This is a genomic window from Acuticoccus sediminis, from assembly GCF_003258595.1.
In the GTDB taxonomy this organism is placed as follows: domain Bacteria; phylum Pseudomonadota; class Alphaproteobacteria; order Rhizobiales; family Amorphaceae; genus Acuticoccus; species Acuticoccus sediminis.
On sequence record NZ_QHHQ01000004.1, the window covers coordinates 226,432 to 248,688 of the forward strand.

Genomic DNA, 22,257 nt, shown 5'->3' on the forward strand with positions numbered 1-22,257 from the left:
GATGACCGCCGTCGCACAACGCCCCGCCCCGGGAGGGTTCGCGCTCCGCTCCGGCACCACCGCGGCGATCATCGCCGGCCCGCTCTTCGGCGCGCTCTACATGATCGTCTTCGGCGTGACGCTGGCGCTCTTCTCCGGCGCGCCGGCACGCCCTGCGGTCGGCGCCGCGGCACTCGCGGGCCTCGCGGGGGCGCTCGTCCTGATCTTCGTCAACGCCGGCCGCAGCGCCGCCGTCCGCCGGGCCGGCGTCGCGGCGGCGATCTTCGCGGTCCTCGTGGTGGCGAGCCTCGGCGCGCCGTTCGGGCTCGCTGCGGGCACCGCGACGCTCTGGCAGATCGTCGGGATCGTCGTGCTCGTCGCGGTGACGACGCAGACGCTGTGGATGTGCCTGTCGGACGCCCCGGCCGGCGCGGTCCGCCGCTACGACTTCGAGATCTTCGTCATCCGCATCCTGAAGGGCGTCGGCTACGTCGTCTTCACCGTCTTCGTCGTGCTGCCGTTCTACGTGATGGTGATGACGAGCTTCAAAAGCCAGGCGGAGCTCCTCGCCAACCCGCTGGACTTCTCCATCGACATCACCGGCGCCGGGCTGCTCGACTCCTACACGGAGCTCTTCAGCAAGTTCAATTTCGGGACCTATATCCTGAACTCGGCGATCGTGTCCGTCTCGACGGTGCTCATCACGCTGTTCTTCGCGGTGCCGGGGGCCTACACCATCGCGCGGCTGAGGTTCCGGGGGCGGACCGCATTCGCCAACTCCGTGCTCCTCATCTACATGGTGCCGGCGATCGTCCTGGTGCTGCCGCTCTACACGGTGTTCAGCCAGCTCGGCCTGCGCAATTCGCTGCTCGGCCTGCTCATCGTCTATCCGGCCACGACCATCCCGGTGGCCCTCTACATGCTGCAGGGCTACTTCCGCGGGCTGCCGGCGGAGATGGAGGAAGCCGGGCTGATGGACGGGCTCACCCGGCTCGGCGTGATCGCCAAGATCACGCTGCCGCTCAGCCTGCCGGCCCTGACATCGGTCGCCCTCTACGTCTTCATGATCGCGTGGAACGAGTTCCTGTTCGCGTTCATGTTCCTGGACGACCCGGCCATCTTCACGCTGCCCCGCGGCGTGGTCTCGTTGAATTCGTCGGAACTGCCGCGCGAGCTGCTGATGGCGGGCGCCGTCACGGCCACGGTTCCGATCATGGTGATCTTCCTTTGGCTCGAGCGCTTCATGGTTCGCGGCCTCGCGGCTGGCGCCGTCAAAGGGTAAGGAGAAGAATTGATGGGCGCGATTACGCTCAATGCGGTCGAGAAGTGGTTCGGCTCCGTTCAGGTCATCAAGGGCGTGGATCTAGAGATCGCCGATGGCGAGTTCGTGATCTTCGTGGGGCCGTCCGGTTGCGGCAAGTCCACCCTGCTCCGCCTGATCTCGGGGCTGGAGGACATCTCGCGCGGGTCCCTCACGATCGACGGGAAGGACGTCACGGCGGAGCCGCCCTCGGGGCGCGGCCTCGCGATGGTGTTCCAGTCCTACGCGCTCTACCCGCACATGACGGTGCGGGAGAACATGGGCTTCGGCCTCAAGACCGCCGGCGCGCCGAAGAAGGAGATCGCCGAGAAGGTCAACGAGGCCGCGCGCGTCCTGAAGCTCGAGCCGCTGCTCGACCGGCGGCCGAAGGACCTCTCCGGCGGGCAGCGCCAGCGCGTCGCCATCGGCCGGTCGATCGTGCGCCAGCCGACCGCGTTCCTGTTCGACGAGCCGCTCTCCAACCTCGACGCGGCGCTGCGGGTGGAGATGCGTTTCGAGATCGCCAAGCTGCACCAGCGCCTCGACGCGACGATGATCTACGTGACGCACGACCAGGTCGAGGCAATGACGCTGGCCGACAAGATCGTCGTGCTGCAGGCGGGGCGGATCGAGCAGGTCGGCACCCCGCGCGAGCTCTACGAGAAGCCCGCCAACCTCTTCGTCGCCCAGTTCATCGGCAGCCCGAAGATGAACGTGATGCCCTGCCGGGTCGACGGGGACCGCCTCGCCCTCTCCGGCCATCCCGGCGCGGAGGCGGAGGGGGCACCGGCCACGGCCACCCAGATCGGCGTGCGCCCGGAGCACATCGAGCTGACCGGCCCCGAGGAGGGGCACGTCTCCGGCGAGGTGGAGGTGGCCGAGTATCTCGGCGCGGACGTGATGCTGTTCGTCGACTGCGGCGACCTCGGCGTCGTCAACGTGCGCCACGTGGGCGACGTCGCGCTGCGTCCGGGCGAGCGCGTCGGGCTCCGTTTCCCGCCGGCGCTGCGCTACTACTTCGACGAAGCGGGGCTGGCGCTCGGCCGCTGAGGCCGGGCGTGCGGGCGGCCCCGCCCGCGGTCAGGGCGTCAGAAGTGGATGACGCCCTTCAGCCAGAAGAAGTTGCCCTTCATGCGGTTCTCGGTCTCGAACTCCGGGAGCCATTTGGCCTCGATCGTCCCGGACACCTTCTCGGTCTTCACCGCGTAGCTGAGGACCGGGCCGAGGCCGACCGTGCTGCCGCGGAAGCCGCCGAGGAGCGCGCCGGAGCCGCTGTCGTCGGTGATCTGCTGCAGGTAGAAGCCCTCCGCGCCGACGCCCAGGAAGCCCGGCCCCACCGGGAAGAGCTGCTGCGCGCTCGCCTCGAGGTGCAGCAGCGAGCCGCTCTGGTACTGCGTCGCGGTATTCTGCGTGTTCAGCGTGACACCGAGGAACGCGGACGCGTTGAAGCCGTTCGTCGGGTTGCTGTAGGAGATCGACAGGGTCGGATCGACGGTAAGGTAATTCTTGCCGATGTTGGCGAGGGTCAGCGGATCGTAGGCGCCGGTCGGCAGGTACACCGGCAGCGAGACGCCGAACGACACGTTGCCTGACTTCCACCCCAGCATGGCCGGGACCAGCATGATGTCGCCGATCCCGCTCGCCTTGTCGCTCAGCTTGATCTGGCCGAAGGGCGTGTCGATCTTGCCGTTCACCTTCATGTCGTAGAACGGCACCAGCACGCCGACGGAGAAGAAGGCGTTGGCGATGCGCTGGTCGAACGTATAGAAGCCGCCGATCGTCGCCACGCTGAGGTCGGCGTCCAGGCTGGACACGACGACGCCCGGATAGAGCACGCGCACCGGCTGGTTGATGTCGCCCTCGTAGCTCACGGCGTTGACGTAGCCGTAGAAGCCCGGCGTCGTCGGCGGGACATCGATGAGCGTGGCCGCGAGGCCGGGTGCGTAGTGTCCGTACCCGCTCTCTTCGGCGAGTGCGGACGTGTGCGCGGCCAATACTGCGAGAATACCAACCAATAGACGACGCACGTCGCTGCCCCTTTAGATCGATAGGGGAACGTAACAGACCCTTAGGTTACCGGTCGAGCATATTTCCATAGCGGACCACGCCGGGGCGGCGTGCGTGATCCCCGTGCAACACGATTGTTCGGTCGCGATACTATAATCAACGGTTAGGCAAGTATGCCTCACCTGCAGGGTTGCTGCAATCAGGCAAACATTGCCGCAAAAATTATCATCCGCCGGAGCTTTTCCGGGGACCGGACGCGTCCCGCGCATCGACGATGGGCGCCGAGTGCGCGATCCTCGGTCAGCAGACCCAATGAACGGACCGGCCGTGCCCTCGCCCCATCCCCGCTCGTCCGCCGTCGCCGGCGACCCGATCGACCTCATCGGCGAGCGCACGCGCGCGTACCGCGCCAGGCCGGAGGCGGCGCGATGACCGTCACGCCGGACACCATCGCCATCGGCCCGTTCGTCGCCCTCACGCTCGGGATCGTTGTCTTCTTCCTCGGCCAGCGGCTCACGAAGGTCTTCGGCGTCCTGCGCGAGTACAATATTCCCGAACCCGTGACGGGCGGGCTGCTGGTCTCCGTCGTGACGCTGGTGGTCTACCTCGCGTCGGGGCGCGAGGTGACGTTCGATCTCACCGCCCGCGACGACCTCCTCATCTACTTCTTCACCATCGTCGGCCTCAACGCGCGGCTCAGCGACCTTGTGGCCGGCGGGCGCCCCCTCGCGGTGCTGCTCGCCCTCACCATCGGCTTCATGGTGGTGCAGAACGTCGTCGGGATCGCGGCGGCGGTCGCGAGCGGGCTGCCGCCGCAGGCGGGCATCCTGCTGGGCACCGCCTCGCTCATCGGCGGCCACGGCACCGCGATCGCCTGGGGGCCGTTGATCGAGACGCGGTTCGACGTGCCCGGCGCGGCCGAGCTCGGCATCGCCGCGGCCACCTTCGGCCTGATCATGGCGAGCCTCGTCGGCGGACCGATCGCCAAGCGCCTCATCGAGCGTAACGACCTCACGGCCGAGGAGCCGGCGCCGGATGTCTTCGTCCTGCCCGAGGAAGAGTCGCAGGCGCTCTATTTCGACCACGTCGACGTGATGAGTTCCCTGCTCGCGATCCACCTCGCGATGATCGTCGGCTTCGTCCTCTACGAGGTTCTCGAGGCTCTCGGGGTGATGCTGCCGCGGTTCGTGCCGTGCCTGCTGTCGGCCATCGTCCTGTCGAACACGCTGCCCGGGCTCATCCCGCGGCTGCGCTGGCCGGCGCGCACGCCCGCGACGGCCATGCTGTCCGACTTCAGCCTGTCGATCTTCCTCGCCATGTCGCTGATGAGCATGAACCTCGCGAGCCTTGCCGAGGCGGTGGGCGTCTTGAGCCTCGCCATGGCCCTGCAGCTCGTCGCCGCCGTACTCTTCATCGTCTTCGTGTTCTTCCGCGTGATGGGGCGGGACTACTTCGCCGCGGTCCTGTCGACCGGGTTCGCCGGCTTCGCCCTAGGCGCAACGCCGACGGCGATCGCCAACATGGGCGCGGTGACGAAGCGGTACGGCGCCTGCTCGCTCGCCTTCATCGTCCTGCCGCTGGTCTCCGCCTTCTTCGTCGACATCACCAATGCGCTGATGATCCAGGCGATCCTGTCCCTCTGAGACCGCCTAGCCTTCGGAGATTGCCGGCGCGCCCCGCTCCAGCGGCTTGCCGTCGAGTTCCACGATCTCCTCCGACAGCGGCGTGTCCGGGATGTCGCCGTTGGCCGACACCAGCACCGCGATCCAGCGCAGCGAATCGATCTTCGAGCAGATGATGATCGCAACCGTCAGCACCGGCACCGCGATGAGCGCCCCCACCACGCCCCACAGCGCGCCGCCCGCGAACACCGCGACCAGCACCACGAAGGAGCTGAGGTTGAGCGAGCGGCTCATCAGCGCCGGCATCAGGACGTTGGTGCCGAGGATCTGCACGATGCCGACCGCCACCAGGACGATGACGACCGGCCAGAACTCGAGGAACTGCAGCAGGGTCATCAGGACCGGCAGCAGGATGCCGAAGATCGAGCCGATCGTCGGGATGAAGCTGAAGAAGAAGACGAGCACGGCCCAGAAGACCGCCGCGTCCACGCCGACCAGCAGCAGCACCAGGAAGGTCGGCACCGCCTGGACGAGGCCGACGAGCACCTGGACGCTGAGCACGTCGTCGATGGCGCTCTTCACGTCGATCGCCATGCGGCGCAGGCGCGCCTCCTCCTCCGGCCCGCCGGCGATCGCGGTGAGCTTGGAGTCGAACGCCTGCGACTCGACGAAGATGAAGGCGACGTAGAGGAAGACGACGAAGATCGCCGAGGTGTACGCGGCCGTCGAGCCGGCGAGGTTGATCAGCAGCGAGCGCACGTCGATCTGCTGCAGCAGGTCGAACAGGCTGAGCTGCTCCTTCGACCCCACGTACTCCTGCACCAACGCCAGCAGCTGGTCGACGTTCTGCTGGTAGAGTGGCAGGTTCGAGCGGAACTCGGCGACCGCACCGACCATCAGGATGGAGATCAGCGCCACGATGGCGGTGATGCCGAAGATGCTGACGACGCGCGCGGTGGTGCGCCTGTGCCGCCAGCGCCGCGGGACCAGCCGCACCAGCGTGGCGGACGTCGCGCTGAGGACGAGCCAGATCAGCAGGCTCGTGGCGAGCGGCCGCAGGACGCTCTCGGCGGTGTTCAGGATCCAGATCGTCGCCGCGATCAGAACAGCAATTCGCATTCGTCCTCCGCCGGCAACGCTCGCGCGTGCCACCTCGTCACTTGCCGCCCCGGTCCGGCAGCCGGCGCACCAGGAGCCACGCCGCAAAAGCTATGAACGCGAAGGTGCCCAGGTTGAGCAAGGTGTCGACGACGTCACCCACCAGCATCCGCAACCCCTCCCACCGTTTGCGGTTTCCCCCGCCGCTCCTCCCCCAGCGCCCTGACGAGACAGACGAGGAGGAGGACGGTGATGAACACGAACGGAAGCGCCCCCAGCGCGATCAGCTTCTTCACCGCGGCGATGGACCCGGTCAGGATCATCGCCGCGCCGACGAACCCCAGGAGCACACCCCATACCACTCTCAGCCGCGGTTTCGGATCGGGATCACCGCCGCTGGAGAACATCGCCAGCACGAAGGCCGCGCTCACCACGCTCGTCACGATGAAGAGAAACGCCGCGACGATGACCGCGAGGGTCGTGAGCCCGCTGAACGGAAGCCGGTCGAGCAGCGCGAACGTCACGCGCTCGACGTGGGAGGCGGTCTCGGCGAGGAGCCCGCCGGTGCCGTTCAGCGCATCATAGAGACCGATGCCGCCGAACACGCCGAACCACACGGTGGAGAACACCGTCGGCCCGACGAGGACCCCGAGGACGAACTCCCGGATCGTGCGCCCGCGCGAGATGCGGGCGATGAACACGCCCACGAACGGCCCCCAGGCGATCCACCAGACCATGTAGGTGAGCGTCCAGTCCTTGTACCACGTCGCGACGCGGCTGTCGTAGAAGGTGAAGGTCTTGAGGCCCATCGGCAGCGCCTCGGTCAGGTAGTCGGCGAACGCGGTCAGGACCGAGTTCAGGAGGTATTCGGTCGGTCCCAGCACGACGACGAAGACGACGAGCCCCGTCGAGATCAGCATCGCCGCGTTGGAGAGGCGCGACATGCCGGCGCCGAGGTCCACCATCAGCGGCGGCAGGTAGGCGACGACCATCGCGGCGAAGACGACGGCCACCAGGACCGGTCCCGCCACGTCCCCGCCCAGCATGAGGTTGACGCCGTCCGCCACCTGGAACACCCCCATGGCGATCGACCCGCCGACGCCGATGGCGATCGCGACGATGGCCATGAGGTCCGACAGGAAGCCGACCGCGGCGGCCCACCGCTCGCGCGGGAAAAGGTAGGTGATGGGCGCGCTCACCAGCATCGGCGTCTGCCGGCGGAAGCTGAAGTAGGCGATGGCGAGGGCGACGGAGCCGTAGATCGCCCAGGCGTGGATGCCCCAGTTGAAGTTCGTCGCGAGCAGCGCGCGCTCGGCCGCCGCGGGGTCGGCCATCAGCTCGCGCGAGAAGGCGAAGTGGGTCATCGGCTCGGCAACGGCCCAGAACAGGAGGCCGACGCCCATGCCCGCCGCGAACAGCATCGCGATCCAGACCGGGGTGGCGAAGTCCGGCCGGTCGTCGTCGGCGCCGAGGCGGATGCGCCCGTAGCGCGAGAAGGCGAGCCCGACACACAGGACGAGCATCCCCGTCACGGACAACATCAGGAACCAGCCGCGGCTGGTGAAGAACTGGTCGACGATCCGCGAGGCGATGCGCACCACCCCTTGCGGATCCGCCACGCCCCAGACCGCGGCGAGCGTGATCAGCGTCAGCGACAGGGCAAGGAGCCGTCTCGATCGGTGCACATGCTCCCCCGGTTCCGCGATGTCCTTTCCTGCCGGTGCCGCGCGGGGCGGCCCGGATCCGGACGATATCGGAACCCGGCCTTGAAGATAAACCCGGTTAGCACGTTGAATTCGCTGGCGCGCGGCTCCCGCGCCCCGGATCGGGGCCCCGGGGCCGGGCGGGCGAGAGGACGATCGTCCCGGCGGCCGGGGGCGACGTTGCCGGCTCCCGCGGGTCCGGGCGCCCGATCACGGCGAAGGCGCCCGGGTCGAGGGCGAGCAGCGACGGGACGGCTGGCCTCGCGCGGCGCAGGGCGAAGTACCCGACGCCGGCAAGGCCGGTCATGAGGCCGAGCGGTCCGCTCCAGCCGGGCGCCGGCCAGCGCCCGGCGGAACCGTGGCCCCGCAGCGCCGACGCGAAGGTCGCCTCGGCGAGGGCGTGGTCGTCCGGGCGGTCGGAGAGTTCGGCGAGCGTCTCCAGCGCACCGGCGAGGCCGCTGGCGTACGAGAGATCCGGCCAGCCGTCCGGGGCCTGACGATCGAGCTCGCGGCGGATCGCGGCGGCGGCCGCCGCCCGGTCGGCCCGGTTCTCCTCGGGGGAATCGACCATTGCGGCGCGCAGGCGGGAGAGACCGATCCCGACGGCCCCGCTCGCCCAGTTGCAGGCGACCGGCTCGCCCCGCTCCGCCGCCGTCGCGCCTTCCGGCGAGCGGTGGTCCGGCCAGCCCCCCCGGCGCGGGTCGAAGCGGCTCCGCTCGTAGCGCAGCGCGCCACGGGCGACTTCGAGGAAGCGGGCCGCCCCGGTCGCCTCGTACGCGGCGAGCAGCGCATGGGCCGCCCCGCTGGTCCCGTGGCCATAGCCGAGAAGGTCGTCGACCGGGCGCTCGGTGAGCCCGACCGGGCGCGCCGACCGCCACGACAGGGCGGGCCCCGGGGGCGCACCGTCACGGTGACGCGCGGCGGCGATGAGCCCGTCCGCCTCGTGCGCAGCGCGCGCGACGAGGCGCGGCTCGCGCAGGAGCGCCGCCGTTGCCAGGAGGCCGAGGACGCGGCCGGACGCTCCGGACATGACGTCGAAGCCATGGCGCGGTGCGTCGTCGGCCATGGCGACGAGATCCCTCGCCGCCTCGTGAAGCTCCGGTTCCGCCAGAAGGCTGCCGCCGAGCGCCAGCGCGAAGGCGACGCCCGCGAGACCCGTGTAGAGGCCGGCGTCCGTGGCCGTGGAGATCGCCGCCGCGTGATGGAGCGCGGCGCGAGCGGTCCGCCCGGCGTCACGGTCTCCGCTCGCCTCGGCATAGACCGCCAGGAACGCGCCGACACCGGCCTGGCCCGCGGCGAGGTTGGGGCCGAGGGTGCCGAACTCCGCCGCGCTCTGCCCTGCCCCGAAGTCGCCGCTGGCCGGGTCCGGCGCGAGCCAGGTGCAGCGGTCGCCGTGCCAGAGCGCGGTCTCGCCGAAGTGCGCGGCGATCCGACCTGCGGTCGCGAGTGGAGGCTCGACGGGTATCGGTGCCGCCGGTGCGACGGCGGCCCGTGCCGTGCGGCGCGGCAGCGGCATCGTCCAGGCGGCGAGCGGGTCGGGCGCGCCGGCGAGACGGTGCGGCAAGTCGAGGCTGATCCCCGCCATGACGAACCGGTCCTCCACAGCCGCGAGACGGGCGCGCGGGCTGGATGCGCCGGCATCGACCGCCTTCAGCAGCCCGTCGGCGATCAGGCGCACGCGATGCTCGCCAAAGCTCTCGCCACCGCGTGGGCTCTCGGCGTAGGCGAGGCCCGGGCCGATCTGCCGCGTCATCGCCGGCACGCCGGCCACGAGGTCCCCCTTCACGGTCTCGGCGACGGCGCGGACCGCGCGGGCCGCGCCCCCGACCGCGGCGTGCGGAAGGTAGAGCACCGCTCCGTCCCGCCGCCGCTCCGGCGCGGCGGCGGCGAGGACCTTGAAGTGATACGGGATCCCCGCCGCGTCGAGGCGGCACGCGAGCTCCGCGGCGAGCCGGGGCGCGCCCTCCGGCGTGACGTTCCAGTAGAGCCGCCAGACCCGCCCGGCTCCGTCGAACGGCGCCTGACCGACGACGAGATGGTGGCCCGGCGAGTAGGTCGGCCGTGCGGTGGGCATCGCGACGGCGAGCGTGTCCTGCGAGACCGGACGCACCTCGGTCTCGCCGGCACGCAGGGTCAGCCCGCCGCGGGTCACGAGCACGCAGCCCTTCCGGTCCTCGAGCCGCTGCCAGCCGCCTTCCCAGCGCGTCGCCGTCACGGCCGCGGCGAGCGCGAACTGGCTCGCCCCGTCCGTCCGCTGCCGCGCGCGGCGATACGGGCGCGGCAGGCCGCAGCAGTAGAAGTCCTCGTAGAGCCGGCGGGTGAGTGCCGTGCGGAGCGCCGCGCGCCTCTCGGCTGCCGGCATCCGGCGGACCTCGGCCCCGCCGGCGAGAGGGATCGGACGGCCGAACCAGGTGAAGCCCGCATCCGACGTCACGCTGATGGCGGCGAGCGCCGCCTCGATGGGCTGTCTCATCGGCGTCCCTTCACTGCGGCACGGTGGCGTCGGAAAGGCCCAGCCGGAAGGCGGCGGCCCGTTCGGGGTCTTCCAGGAATTCGGCGCCCATCGCGGCGAGTGTGGCGACGCGCGCGTCCGGCTCGGCGAGGCCCGCGGCGTGCTCGTATGCCCCCTGGACGAGCCGCGCGCCGGCGAAGCGCGCCGCCTCCGCCGCCCCGATCCGCGGTGCGCCCGGCGTCCGGCGGTACGCCTCCCAGGCGGTACGGATCGCGGCACGCGCGGACGCCTCGGAGAAGCGGGCCTCGTCCGGGCGCCAGTTGCCCCCGTCCGGATCGCCGAGCGGGGCCGAGACGAGCCAGGCTTCGAGGAAGGCCGCGAGCATCCCGGCCATGTCCCAGCGCGGATCGCCGACGCCCAGGTACTCGAAGTCGACGAGGGTCAGGCGGCCGTCAGCGGCAAGCACGTTGGCGAGGCGGATGTCGAAGTGGATCAGCCTTTCGGGCCGCCACGCCTCCCCGAGTCGCGCGAGCGCGTCCATCACGCCGCGCTGCGCCTGGAGGGCGGTGACGAGCTCGATCTGCGCCCGGCTGAAGCGGCAGTACTGGCCCACCGTGGGCGCGTCGAGCTGGAAGATCGTGGTGCCGAGGTGGACCGGGATGCCCTGCGCCCGGGCGGCGGCGGCGTCGACGCCGTGGAGCGTCGCCAGCGCGGTACCGAGCGCCGCCGGCAAGGCGCCGAGGGGCTCCCCGGCCTGGGCGATCCGGGCAAGGTCCGTCGCGTCCGGCACGAGGGCGAGCACCAGGAGGTCGGCGGCCGCGTCGTATGCGGCGACCTCGGGCACTCCAAGCGCCGGCCCGGGAGGAAGGAGCGCGGACAGTGCGCGGTAGGCCGAGCGCTCGTGGGCGATGGTGCCGAAGCCGGAGCCGCCATCCCCCTCCTTCAGGAACCAGCCGCGCCCGTCGCGCCGCGCGAGGCGGACGTTCCGGTGCCGGCTGTGGTGCGGTGTGAGGCGGGCGCCGTCCCGCGCGACGGACGCCGCGTCGGTCACCCCGAGGGCGATGACGCGGGCGAGCAGCGCCGCGGCCCTTTGGGGAGCCGTGCGGATCGCGCTGTCGCCGTCGCTCTCAGCCATCGTCGTGGGCCCGCCTCGTGAGAAACCGAAAGGTGTGCGCCGCGGGTGAGTGCGGCGCGCCGGAATCGCGGCCGCCGCCAGGGAGCAGCGCAGGCCGCGGCCGGTGACGTTTCGAGCCGGACAGCCCCGGCCCGGCCCCTGAGGGGTGCGCACCGGCGGAACGGGGCTGCGGAACGCGCCACGCAACCGGGGCACCGCGCGCCGAACGAGCCGGGTGCGGCGGCGTTCAGTCTCGCATGCCGTGCCCCGACAGCGGCCCCGCCACCGGGTCGGTGCGGGCCCTCGCGGCACGGCCGTAATCATTGTTCTGCATCATCTCGGTCTTCGATGAATATTCTCGCGACGACGGGCGAAGGAAACTTAGCTATTTCTTCTAAAATTGGACGTGATCGGGATCACAACCGCGTATCCAAGGCCTTGATCCCGTGTTTGTGTTCGGCGGTTATCGACCGTGTGCCCGGCAGGTCTCTCGTCGTCGCCCGCGCGGCGCCGAATTCAGTCCTGACGGCGCCGCTTCGCCGGGACACCCGTCACCGGCCCGGCGCGATACCACCGGGGGATGCGGCGAATATTCCCAGTTTTGCCACCAAAACATCCCCCGGACGACGCAAACTCTTCAGGCATGAAGGAGCAATACCAGCCTGGGAGTTGGGGATTTCGACGCGGTTCACAAATTCTTTCACGAAGTCATAAAAGTTCGCGTGGACTTAAGTGATACGAGTGTGGTTCCGATGCGGCGCAACGGGCAGCGAATTTGTTTCGATTCGTTCGCCTCAGGCCGTCTCCGACCCGTTTCCGTGGACTTCAACCCGACGAGAGAGACCCCATGAAGAGTGGAATGCGCACCATCCTCGCGGCCCTGACACTGAGTGTTCTGGCCGTCAGCGGCGCTGCCAACGCCCAGACGATGGGCTACGCAGACGCCATCGCCATGCTGTCCAAGCAGTGCGGCGGCGACATCTCGAAGTACTGCAGCAAGGCCGTGCTCGCGAACTTCGAAATCACCGACTGCCTGGTGAAGAACCAGTCGAAGCTGTCCGGCTCCTGCCAGGGTTCGCTCGTCACGGCGGTGCAGAATATCCAGGCCCGCACGGCCGCCCAGCAGGCCGCCGGCGAGGTCTGCAAGACGGACGCCGCCCGCCTCTGCAAGCTCACCGTCCCCGGCCAGGGCCACATCCTGCGCTGCCTCCTGAAGGCCGAGCCGAGCGTCAGCGCCAAGTGCAACGCCGCGATCACGAACGCCGGCTGGCGCTAAGGAATTCGAGACCATGTCAATGAAAACGATCGCACTTTCCGCTGCCGTCGCGGCCGGCCTCCTGGCGAGCCAGGGTGGCGCCTTCGCGCAGAACCAGCTCACCCGCAACCAGATCGTCAACAGCCTCTACGAGACGGAAGGCACCGTCGCGCGGCTCGACCCGATCGCCCTCGAGGCGGCTGCGCAGCGCGCCGCGGCGAGCGGCGGCGACAACGCCCCGGGCCCGCTGTCGGACAAGCTCGCCGGGCTGCCGCAGATCAGCGTCGAGATCAACTTCGACCGCGGCTCCGCCCGTATCCGGCCGGAGAGCTACTACTCGGTCGGCCTGATCGCGGACGCGCTGCACACGCCGTACCTGATGGGCCAGAAGTTCGTCGTCATCGGCCACACCGACGCGACCGGCGGTCGTGAGCTGAACTTCAAGCTCAGCCAGCAGCGCGCCATCGCGGTGATGAAGGCGCTGGTCACCACCTTCAGCGTGCCGACCGAGCAGCTCGTCGCGATCGGCCTCGGCGAGGAGCAGCTGCAGAACCCCTCGGACCCGTACGGCGCCGAGAACCGCCGCGTGCAGCTCATCAACATCGGTCAATGACCATCTGGTAAGTTGGCGAGGGTCGCCGGACGTGCCAATGAATGGGCCGTCCGGCACCGGAATTCGTCTTTCCGATCGGACCCAAAGGAGGGGCTGCGCTCGCTCATCGCCGCCCCGATAACACCAGTGGTGCGACCTCCGCCGACCCGGCGCCCGGCCGCCCCATGAGCGTTTCCGGCATATTCGAGTTTGGACTTTGCGCATCATGCGAAAGACGATCGCCACCTTCATCGCGACGGTCATGGCCGTCTCGCCAGCCCTTGCCAGTCCCGCGACCACGACCGCGAACGTCAACATGCGAGCCGGTCCGGGGACGAACTACCAGTCCCTCGGCACCATCCAGAACGGCACCGCGGTCGACCTTGGGCAGTGCGATTCGTCGGGCACGTGGTGCTCGGTGACGGTCAACGGCCAGAACGGCTACATGGCCGGCCAGTACCTCAAGGACGAGTCCGACCCGAACGGCTGGCCCCGCGCGTTCGACACCAGCGACGGCGGCAAGATCGTCCTCTACCAGCCGCAGGTCACGGCGTGGGACGACTTCAAGACCATCGAGGCGCTGATCGCCGCCGAGTATTCGAGCGGCCCCAAGACCTCGCCGGTCTTCGGCGTCATCGGCGTCAAGGGCACGACCCAGGCCGACGATTCCAACGACCAGGTGGTGATCCAGAACCTCACCATCACCCAGCTCAATTTCTCCGCCCTCGACCGGGAGAAGCTCGACGCGCTCAACGTCGCCGTCGGCCAGCTCCTGCCGACCGGCCCGATCACCGTCTCGCAGCAGCGCATCGCCGCCAGCCTCGCCGGGCAGAAGCGCCTCGCGGACGTTGAGGGGCTGAAGTCCGACGCGCCGCCGATCTTCCATTCCGACACGGCGGCGATCCTGGTGCAGACCGACGGCAAGGCGACCTTCGCCCCGGTGCAGAACACCAAGGGCCTCAGCTTCGTCGTCAACACCAACTGGGACATCCTGCAGACCGACGACGACAAGGCGCTCTACCTGCGCGACGACAAGTCGTGGCTGACGGCCAAGTCGCTCGAGGGCCCGTGGAGCGAGATCGACACCCTCCCCGACACCCTCTCCGCCCTGCCGGCCGACGACGACAACTGGAAGGACGCCCGCGCCGCGATCCCCGCGACCCCCTTCAAGGACGGCGCGCCCAAGGTCTTCTACTCGGACAAGCCGGCCGAGCTGATCATCTTCGACGGCTCGCCCAAGGCCGAGGCGGTCCCGGGCACCAACCTCGAATGGATGTCGAACACCCAGTCGGACGTCTTCTTCGACAACGCCAACACGACCTGGTACGTGCTGCTCTCCGGCCGCTGGTTCAGCGCGACCTCGCTGGACGGTCCCTGGACCTTCGCGACGCCGAACCTGCCGGACGACTTCAGCAAGCTCCCCGCCGACGCACCCTATTACAGCGTCCGCTATTCGGTCCCCGGCACGTCCGAGAGCGACGAGGCGCGGCTGAAGGCGAGCATCCCGAACACGGCGCGGGTCGAGGTCGGCTCGGTGAAGGCGGACGTCGCCTACGCCGGCGACCCGCAGTTCAAGCCCATCGAGGGCACCTCGATGCAGTTCGCGACCAACACCAACGCCAGCGTCATCGAGGTCAGCGGCAGGTACTTCGTGCTGCAGAACGGCGTCTGGTTCGTGGGCGATTCGCCGTCGGGCCCGTTCGTCGTCGCGACGTCGGTGCCGGACGTGATCTACACGATCCCGCCGTCGTCACCGGTCTACAACGTCACCTACGTGCGCGTGTACGACACCGAGCCGGGCGCCGTCTGGTTCGGTTACACGATGGGCTACCTGACCGGCTACCTCGCCTGGGGGACCTACGTCTACGGCACGGGCTGGTACTACCCGCCCTACTGGTACGGCGGCCCGGCCGGCTGGCCCGGCTACTTCCCGCGGCCCGTCACCTACGGCATGGGCGCCTACTACAACCCCGCCCGCGGCACCTACGGCCGCTACGGCTACGCCTACGGCCCCTATCGCGGCATCGCCGGCGGCGCGGCGTACAACCCGGTGACCGGCCGCTACGTCCGCGGCGGCGGGGTGTCCGGCCCCTACGGCGAGCGCGGCTTCGTCTCCGCCTACAACCCCCGCACCGACACGGGCGCCTTCGCCCGCGGCGGCCACAACGTCTACGGCTCGTGGGGTTCGGCCGGGATCCGCAGGGGCTCGTCCTGGGCGCACGTCGCCGGCGGCGAGAACGACAACGGCGCCGGCATGCGCTGGGGCACCTCCGCCGGCAACCACGGCTTCGTGGCCTCCGGCGACAACGGCAACCTCTTCGCCGGGCGTGACGGCAACGTCTACCGCCACGACGACGACGGCTGGCAGAAGCTCGACGGTCGCGACGGCTGGTCGCCGGTGAACCGTCCGGCGGGCAACGGCCCGCGCCTCGGCAACGGCGCGGACGGCGGCGCCCGGATCGGCGACGGCGGCCAGAACCGCCTCGGCGACGGTGGGCAGAACCGGGGCGGCGAGCGACTCGGCAACGGGCCGGCGAGCGTCGCCTCCCGCCCCCGCGAGGAGCGGCCCAACGTGAACCTGCCCCAGCACCTCGATGGCGACCTGCGCGGCCGCGAGATGGGCAACCTCGGCGCGATGCGCAGCCGCGATTTCGGCGGCGGTGGCGGCTTCGGCGGCGGTGGCCGCGAGTTCCGCGGCGGCGGCGGTGGTGAATTCCGCGGCGGCGGCGGGTTCCGTGGCGGCGGTGGCGGCTTCGGCGGCCGGCGCCGCTAGGGCTCCGCTGCGGGCCGCGCCGCAGCGGCCCGGCGGTCCGCCATGGGGACCGGACCGGTCCCGCCCGGGCGTCGACCCCGGGGTCCTGAAAACAGCGCGGCGCCGCCTTGTCCGAGGCGGCGCCGCTTCGCTATCCGGATATCGCCGGCGCGGCGCTGGTCAGAGCGCGGCCTTGGGCATCATCATGTGGCAGCCCTTCTCGCCGTCGACCGTCTGCGTCACGCGCAGGTCCGCCTGCAGCGAGCAGAGCATGTACGCCTCCTCCCGGCTGAGGTTGGTCCGCGCGCAGACGTGCAGGATCATCTGCCGCAGCGCGATCCGGGCCGCCTCGTCGAGGTCCTCGTTGAGGCCGATGCTGATGAGGTGCGACGCGTTCTCGGCGAAGGGGTAGGTATAGGACAGGTCCTTGCGCACCGTCAGGCGGAAGTTGCCCGTCAGCCCCGTCTCCAGCGCGGTGATGCACACCTCGCCGTCACCCTGCACCGCGTGCCCGTCCCCGGCGGAGAAGAGCGCGCCCTCGGTGAAGACGGGGAGATAGAGCGTCGTGCCGGCGCCGAGCTCCTTGTTGTCCATGTTCCCGCCGAACTTGCGCGGCTGCATGCTGGGGATGCGGCCCCAGTGCGGCGGCGGCGCGACCGCCATGATGCCGAAGAAGGGCGCCAGCGGGATCTCGGTCCCCCAGGGCAGCCGGGCCGTGCCCTTCGCCGCGTCGATGGACGGGTGGATCCGAGTCACGGCGTCGAATTCGTCCGGCAGCGTGCCCTTCAGCGGCACGATCTGCACGAACCCCCATCGGTCGTGAACGGTAACGTCGAGGATGTCGATCTGGAGCACGTCCCCCGGCTCGGCGGTCTCGACGAAGACCGGGCCGGTCAGGAGGTGGGTCGTCCCGTCGCGCACGCAGGTCTGGAGCGCGGCGAGGTGGCCGGGCTGGACGAGGCTCCGGTCCTCCGGCAGCGCGTCGGGTCCGCCGGCCGCCCAGCTCGTCAGTTCGACGGTGTCACCGGAGGCGACGGTCAGCACCGGCGACAGGGCCGCGTCGTGGTGACCCCAATGGATGTTCTCCGGCAGGGCCGGCAGCGTGTGATGGCGGGACATCGGTTCTCCCTAGCAAAGTCCATCCCATGCTAGCGCGATCGGCGGCCGCTGTTGTTTGACCCGGTTGTAAAATTTTGCCGCGCGGATCCGGCACATGGATTGCCGGCGGGCGATGTGAACGCGAGGCCGTTCAGGTCACCGCTTCGTGGGCGCGCAGGATCTGTCCGTGGATCCATCCCGCCTTCTCGGAGGCGAGGAACTTGACGAGGCCGACGATGTCGTCCGCCGGGTAGCAGTGGCGATAGGCCCGGTCGTTGGAGCCCCGCCACAGGATCCCACCGCGCCGGTCGACATGCGAATCGCATTCGGCCGAGCCGGGGGCGACGGCGACGGCGTTCACCGTGATGCCCTTCGGCCCGAGCTCCTTGGCGAGGACGCGGGTGATCGCCTCCACGGCGCCCTTTGTGGCGTTGTAGCTCGAATAGCCCGGCATGTTCAGCGACAGCTCGCTGCTGGAGACGTTGACGATGCGGCCGCCCTGCTTCATCCGCCGCGCGGCTTCGCGCATGGTGTGGAAGCTGCCGTAGAGATTGACGGCGAGCACCATCTCGAACATCTCGTCGCTCACCTCGGCGAGCGGCGCCTCCTGGAGGATTCCGGCGCAGTTGACAAGGATGTCGACCGACCCGAACCGCGCTTCCGCGAGGTCGAAGAGATCCGGCGCGGCGCGGCTGTCAGCGACGTTGGCCTCGACGGCGAAGGCCTCACCCCCGGCCGCCTCGATGTCCGACACCACGCCCGCCGCAGCCTGTTCCCCACCGCGGTAGTGAACGAGGACGCGGATACCATCGTACCCGAAGCGACGGGCTATGGCGGCTCCGATACCGCTGGAACCGCCGGTAATCAGTGCCGTGCGCCGCATGGTTGCCTCCACAATAGGTATTATAAACCACGAACGACACCAACGGTCTACAGGTCATCCACCTTTCATACGATATTATGCAACCACACTGATGAACCAAAGCAAATGGGTAGTTCTGCCAACAGAACACATTCTTTTGAAGAAGACGTTATAAAGAATCGTTATAGGCACAAAACTCCGCCACATAGTCAACATTTTGGCTTGAAAATGGCGGGTGGGATCTTCGTCTGCGTCGATTCCGAAGCCTTTCAGACCTCCGGTCCTTTTCCAATACGACCGGGCGGCCGCGAACGTCCCAGAGGATGTGTCGCTATCATGACGGGTCGGGCGATGTGAACCATCGTTTCACCATGCGATTGCCAAAGTCCCCGTTCAGGCGGCACGGTGTGGGCCACCTGCCCCGCCGTGACACGGACACCGACCATGCCGACCGACAGCGTCTCGCCGTCTTCCATCCCATCCCCGTCCCAATGCGTCCTGCGCGAGATGCTCAGCGTTGCCGCCGACACCCACCCAGACCGCGACTGCGTGCGCTTCTGGCGCAGCGAGACGTGGACCTACCGCGAGACGCGCGAGCGCGTCTCGCGGCGGGCCGCGGCGCTTGCCGCCGCAGGCGTCGCCCAGGGCGATCATGTCCTCACCTTCATGAACAACGGGCCGGAGCTGCTCGTTACCTGGTGGGCCATAAACTGGCTCGGCGCGGTCTACGTTCCCGTCAATACCGCCGCGCGCGGCCGTCCGCTGTCGCATATCCTCACCAACGCCGATGCCAGGGTGATGGTGTCCCACCCGGGCGCCGTCGCGCGGCTCGAGGGGCTCGACCTCGGCTCGCTGGAGACCGTCCTCGTCCCGCCCTCGTTCGGGGGCGACGCCGGCACCGTGCCGGGCCTCACCGTCCGCCCGCTGGTCGACCCGGGCGGCGATCCCGGCGAGGTGCCGCTCGCCCGCCCCATCGCGCCCTGGGACACGCAGGCGATCATGTACACCTCGGGCACGACCGGTAACGCGAAGGGCGTCCTCTTCTCCTACGTCCAGCACTGGACGATGGGGCCGGAGGCGATGCACGACATCACCGCGGACGACGTGTGCATGATCTGCGGCCCGATCTTCCATTGCGGCTCGACGCTCTACGTCAACACGATGCTCGCCCGCGCCGGGACGATGGCGATGGTGCCCGAATTCCGCACCGGCGACTTCTGGGACGCCGTGCGCGAGACCGGCTCGACCGTCGTCCTGCTGCTCGGCGTGATGGCGAGCTTCCTCCTGAAGGCGCCCGCGACCCCGGCCGACAGGGACCACCCGCTGAAGAAGGCCTTCATCGTCCCGTTCGGCGAGGACGCGCCGCGCTTCCGCGACCGGTTCGGCGTCGCGCTCCACACCGTCTTCAACATGACCGAGATCTCGAGCCCGCTCGTGGCCGGGCCGGGCATCGAGACGCCTGGCCTTGCCGGCCTCCCCCGCCCGCCGTTCGAGCTGCGTATCGCCGACGCGAACGACATCCCCCTTCCCGACGGCACCGTGGGCGAGCTTCTGGTGCGTTCGCACCGCCCCTGGGCGCTGTTCTCGGGGTACTACCGGAACCCCGAGGCGACGGCCGCCGCGCTGCGGAACGGGTGGTTCCACACCGGCGACGCCTTCCGCCGCGAGGCCGACGGCCGCTTCTACTTCGTCGACCGGCTGAAGGACGTGATCCGCCGGCGCGGCGAGAACATTTCCTCGTTCGAGCTGGAGAGCGAGATCCTGACGCATCCGGACGTGCAGGAGGCGGTCGCCGTCGCGGTGCCCAGCGAAGTCACCGAGGACGAGGTGCTCGCCATCGTCGTCGCGGTGCCGGGCGCGAGCGTCGACCCGGCCGGGCTGATCGCCCACCTCGCCGAGCGGCTTCCGCACCACATGGTGCCGCGCTATGTGCGGGTGGTGGACGCGCTGCCGAAGACCGCGTCCGGCAAGCTGCAGAAGCACGAGCTACGGAGCGACGGCGTCACCCCGGACACCTTCGACCGCGAAGCTGCGGGCATCCGGATCCGCCGCGCCAGGCTCTGAGTGCGCGCATCGCAGGGGCCGGACGGTGGCAAGGCCTGCCGTCCGCCCCGCACTGGCGTCAGACAGCAAGGTGCCGCGGTATCGGGTTCGACCGATCGCGGATGGGCGGGGGCCCGCCGCCGGCGCCGGTGGAACGCACCAATACTGCGACCATACCATGGTATATTTATCCTACACGGACATACATTGTTTTGAACGCACGTAGAATGGGATCGGCGCCCTGTTCGGTGAACCTTAAGGGGGCCTGATCCCGCGTGTCGCGGCGACGCCGGACGGACCCCAGGTCCGCCGACCGTCGCCAGGCGACGAGCGCGGTGGACGGCCCAGTTGGCACAACCCATGAGGGCCCGACGATGTCATTCCACTTCTCGCACGCGTTCGACCCCATCGCCCCCCAACCCCACGCCGCAGAGATCCTCTCCGGCGCGTCGCTGGACGACGCCGAACCCGTGGCGCACGCAAGTGGCGCGGGCGACCCGGGCGACGACCGGGGCAGCACGCTCTCGGTCCACCTCGCCGAGCTGAGCCTCGACCTCGCGATCTCCGCCGACGCTCCGCCGGCCGGTCCCGCCGCGGCCCCGGAGAGCGGCCGGGAGGCCGTCCTGATCCAGCTCTGCCGTGCCACGCCGGCGCTGAGCGAGATGCTCGGCGGCGCCGATTTCGACGGCGGGTTCGACCGGCAGGCGCTCGCCGACGACCCCATCGTCCGCCGCCTCACCGGCGCGCTCGACGAGGCTGCCGGCAGCGAGGATCCGTCCGCCGGCCTCTACGCCGACGCGCTGCGGCTGGCGACGCTGGTGCGCATCCTCAGCGTCCAGAAGGCGGCGGCGCGGATCTGGGCCCCGGCTGCCGAGCCGGCACCCCGGCCCGCCCCGGAGGCGACGCCGGGCGGCCTGCCGAAATGGCGCCTGAAGCGCGTGAAGGCCTACCTCGACGAGCACCTCGCCGAGGCCGTCACCCTCGCCGACATGGCCGCGGCGGCGGGTCTCAGCCGCATGTACTTCGCCGCGCAGTTCCGCCTCGCGACCGGACACCGGCCGCACGAATACCTCCTGAAGTGCCGGGTCGAACGGGCGATGGACCTCCTGAAGGACACCGACGAGCCCGTCGCCCAGGTCGCCTTCGCCGTCGGCTTCCAGACGCAGTCGCACTTCACGACCGTCTTCCGCCGCTTCGCCGGGGAGACGCCCTACCGCTGGCGCTGCGCGCAGAGCAGCTAGCGCACCGCCCGCTCGATCCGGCACGGACCGCGCCGCGGGCCCCGGCCCCGGTACGAGTGCCCTCCGAGTTGCCCGGCCCCCGAGCCGGGCGGCTCGCAAAGAGGCGAAACGCCCCGTCCCATTGGTCACCCAATCGGACGGGGCGTTTCGCCTGTTTGCGGTTGGACCGGCCGACGGTGAACGAGCGCTGTCGAGGTCTCGGCCGCGAAGCACAAAAAAAGGCGCCCGCCGGGTCACGGCGGGCGCCTTCTTGCCATCGGATCGGAACGGGACGCTCAGGTCTCGTTGCTGCGGCGGGAGGCTTCGAACAGGAACCAGACGCGGCCCTCGGCCTCGTCGATGTAGTTTTCGAGGAGGCTGGCGGTGGCGACGTCGCTGTGCTCGTCGCAGAGGTCATGCACCGCGCGCATCCGGGCGATCAGCTCGGAGTTGTCCTCCTTCAGCTCGGCCAGCATGTCGAGCGGCGTGACGTAGTCCGCATCGTTGTCCTGGATCCGCTGGAGACGGCCGATATGACCGATCGAGCGAAGCGTCGTGCCGCCCAGCTTGCGCACCCGCTCGGCGATCGCGTCGGTCGTGGCGAAGAGCTGACCGGCCTGATCGTCGAACAGGAGGTGATAGTCGCGGAAATGCGGACCGGAGACGTGCCAGTGAAAGTTCTTCGTCTTGAGGGCGAGCGCGAAGATGTCGGCAAGAAGCGCATTGAGCGCGCCCTGGAGGTCTCGCGTCGCGTCGGCGGAGAAGCTGGACGGCGTCGTCAGCGGGGCGGTACGCCGCTGCTGCGGGGTGCTCATGGAACTGTCCTCATTGTTGGGCGCCGCAGCTCACGGCGCCGTGGGAGATCAGTGGCCGACCGCGACGGGGTCGCTCGCGGGAAAAGTCTCGTCGAGCGCTTCATCGAGGAGGTCGCTGCTATGCTGGTCTTCGGCTGACGGTGCGGCCGGAGCACGGGCGGGCGGTTCCGGGTTCGAAGACGGACGCGGCACTGCGTGTGGGACCTTGTCGTCCATGGGAGCCACTCCCCTTTCCGGGCATGAAGTGTCGGTTCCCTGCACCACCGGTTCCACCCGACTGAGATACGGACGAGGCAGCACTGGTCCGAGAACCCGCAAGACGCTCCATCGGGCCGCCCGCATCCG

The 22,257-nt window shown here is 69.7% G+C and carries 17 protein-coding genes; 8 read left to right on the forward strand and 9 right to left on the reverse strand.

The features are described 5' to 3' along the window. Nucleotide 1: 1 nt before the first annotated feature. Nucleotides 2-1,261, forward strand: coding sequence for a carbohydrate ABC transporter permease (locus DLJ53_RS19240; RefSeq protein ID WP_111348224.1), 1,260 nt, complete (start codon nucleotides 2-4; stop codon nucleotides 1,259-1,261). A gap of 12 nt (nucleotides 1,262-1,273) precedes the next feature. After that, nucleotides 1,274-2,329 carry an ABC transporter ATP-binding protein gene (locus tag DLJ53_RS19245; RefSeq protein WP_111348226.1) on the forward strand — a complete coding sequence of 352 codons (1,056 nt, stop codon included), beginning with the start codon at nucleotides 1,274-1,276 and terminating at the stop codon, nucleotides 2,327-2,329. A gap of 38 nt (nucleotides 2,330-2,367) precedes the next feature. On the opposite strand, the gene DLJ53_RS19250 is transcribed toward DLJ53_RS19245, so the two are convergent. Next, nucleotides 2,368-3,306, reverse strand: a complete 939-nt coding sequence (locus tag DLJ53_RS19250) for a SphA family protein (RefSeq protein WP_111348228.1) — start codon at nucleotides 3,304-3,306, stop codon at nucleotides 2,368-2,370. Between the two features lie 408 nt (nucleotides 3,307-3,714). Between DLJ53_RS19250 and gltS the strand changes: the two genes are divergently transcribed. Beyond that, nucleotides 3,715-4,929 (forward strand): sodium/glutamate symporter, encoded by a 1,215-nt coding sequence (gene gltS, locus DLJ53_RS19255; protein ID WP_111348230.1) that lies wholly within the window; start codon nucleotides 3,715-3,717, stop codon nucleotides 4,927-4,929. Between the two features lie 6 nt (nucleotides 4,930-4,935). On the opposite strand, the gene DLJ53_RS19260 is transcribed toward gltS, so the two are convergent. The 4 genes from DLJ53_RS19260 to DLJ53_RS19275 all read right to left on the reverse strand — a co-directional run bounded on the left by DLJ53_RS19260 (nucleotide 4,936) and on the right by DLJ53_RS19275 (nucleotide 11,296). After that, nucleotides 4,936-6,027: an AI-2E family transporter gene (locus tag DLJ53_RS19260; protein WP_111348232.1), complete on the reverse strand. Its 1,092-nt coding sequence runs from the start codon at nucleotides 6,025-6,027 to the stop codon at nucleotides 4,936-4,938. Between the two features lie 134 nt (nucleotides 6,028-6,161). Beyond that, nucleotides 6,162-7,691 carry a BCCT family transporter gene (locus tag DLJ53_RS19265; RefSeq protein ID WP_111348234.1) on the reverse strand — a complete coding sequence of 510 codons (1,530 nt, stop codon included), beginning with the start codon at nucleotides 7,689-7,691 and terminating at the stop codon, nucleotides 6,162-6,164. A 97-nt stretch (nucleotides 7,692-7,788) separates the two neighbouring features. Then, a complete protein-coding gene (locus DLJ53_RS19270; RefSeq protein ID WP_111348237.1) occupies nucleotides 7,789-10,182 on the reverse strand; it encodes a lanthionine synthetase LanC family protein in 2,394 nt (797 codons plus the stop codon). Between the two features lie 10 nt (nucleotides 10,183-10,192). After that, nucleotides 10,193-11,296 carry a phosphotransferase family protein gene (locus DLJ53_RS19275; RefSeq protein ID WP_162409395.1) on the reverse strand — a complete coding sequence of 368 codons (1,104 nt, stop codon included), beginning with the start codon at nucleotides 11,294-11,296 and terminating at the stop codon, nucleotides 10,193-10,195. 826 nt (nucleotides 11,297-12,122) lie between these two features. Between DLJ53_RS19275 and DLJ53_RS19285 the strand changes: the two genes are divergently transcribed. From DLJ53_RS19285 to DLJ53_RS19295, 3 genes are all read left to right on the forward strand, one after another. Beyond that, nucleotides 12,123-12,551, forward strand: coding sequence for a hypothetical protein (locus tag DLJ53_RS19285; protein ID WP_226580957.1), 429 nt, complete (start codon nucleotides 12,123-12,125; stop codon nucleotides 12,549-12,551). 19 nt (nucleotides 12,552-12,570) lie between these two features. After that, the gene (locus tag DLJ53_RS19290) at nucleotides 12,571-13,143 is read left to right on the forward strand and encodes an OmpA family protein (RefSeq protein WP_111348243.1); all 573 of its coding nucleotides are present in this window, start codon (nucleotides 12,571-12,573) and stop codon (nucleotides 13,141-13,143) included. A 205-nt stretch (nucleotides 13,144-13,348) separates the two neighbouring features. Continuing rightward, complete coding sequence (locus DLJ53_RS19295; protein ID WP_111349068.1) at nucleotides 13,349-15,895, forward strand: SH3 domain-containing protein; 2,547 nt, start codon at nucleotides 13,349-13,351, stop codon at nucleotides 15,893-15,895. A 159-nt stretch (nucleotides 15,896-16,054) separates the two neighbouring features. Here DLJ53_RS19295 and DLJ53_RS19300 read toward each other — a convergent pair whose 3' ends face one another. Together DLJ53_RS19300 and DLJ53_RS19305 are read right to left on the reverse strand one after the other, a co-directional pair. Continuing rightward, on the reverse strand, nucleotides 16,055-16,993 hold the full coding sequence (locus DLJ53_RS19300; protein WP_111348245.1) for an acetamidase/formamidase family protein: 939 nt from the start codon (nucleotides 16,991-16,993) through the stop codon (nucleotides 16,055-16,057). Between the two features lie 130 nt (nucleotides 16,994-17,123). After that, a complete protein-coding gene (locus DLJ53_RS19305; protein ID WP_111348247.1) occupies nucleotides 17,124-17,855 on the reverse strand; it encodes an SDR family oxidoreductase in 732 nt (243 codons plus the stop codon). Nucleotides 17,856-18,278: 423 nt separating this feature from the next. Here DLJ53_RS19305 and DLJ53_RS19310 point away from each other — a divergent pair, with 423 nt between their 5' ends. Next, nucleotides 18,279-19,898, forward strand: a complete 1,620-nt coding sequence (locus DLJ53_RS19310) for an AMP-binding protein (protein WP_111348249.1) — start codon at nucleotides 18,279-18,281, stop codon at nucleotides 19,896-19,898. A gap of 353 nt (nucleotides 19,899-20,251) precedes the next feature. Next, nucleotides 20,252-21,118 (forward strand): helix-turn-helix transcriptional regulator, encoded by an 867-nt coding sequence (locus DLJ53_RS19315; RefSeq protein WP_202913242.1) that lies wholly within the window; start codon nucleotides 20,252-20,254, stop codon nucleotides 21,116-21,118. 275 nt (nucleotides 21,119-21,393) lie between these two features. Here DLJ53_RS19315 and DLJ53_RS19320 read toward each other — a convergent pair whose 3' ends face one another. Then, complete coding sequence (locus DLJ53_RS19320; RefSeq protein ID WP_111348251.1) at nucleotides 21,394-21,912, reverse strand: Dps family protein; 519 nt, start codon at nucleotides 21,910-21,912, stop codon at nucleotides 21,394-21,396. A 48-nt stretch (nucleotides 21,913-21,960) separates the two neighbouring features. Next, nucleotides 21,961-22,128, reverse strand: a complete 168-nt coding sequence (locus DLJ53_RS35595; protein ID WP_202913243.1) for a hypothetical protein — start codon at nucleotides 22,126-22,128, stop codon at nucleotides 21,961-21,963. Nucleotides 22,129-22,257 lie beyond the last annotated feature (129 nt).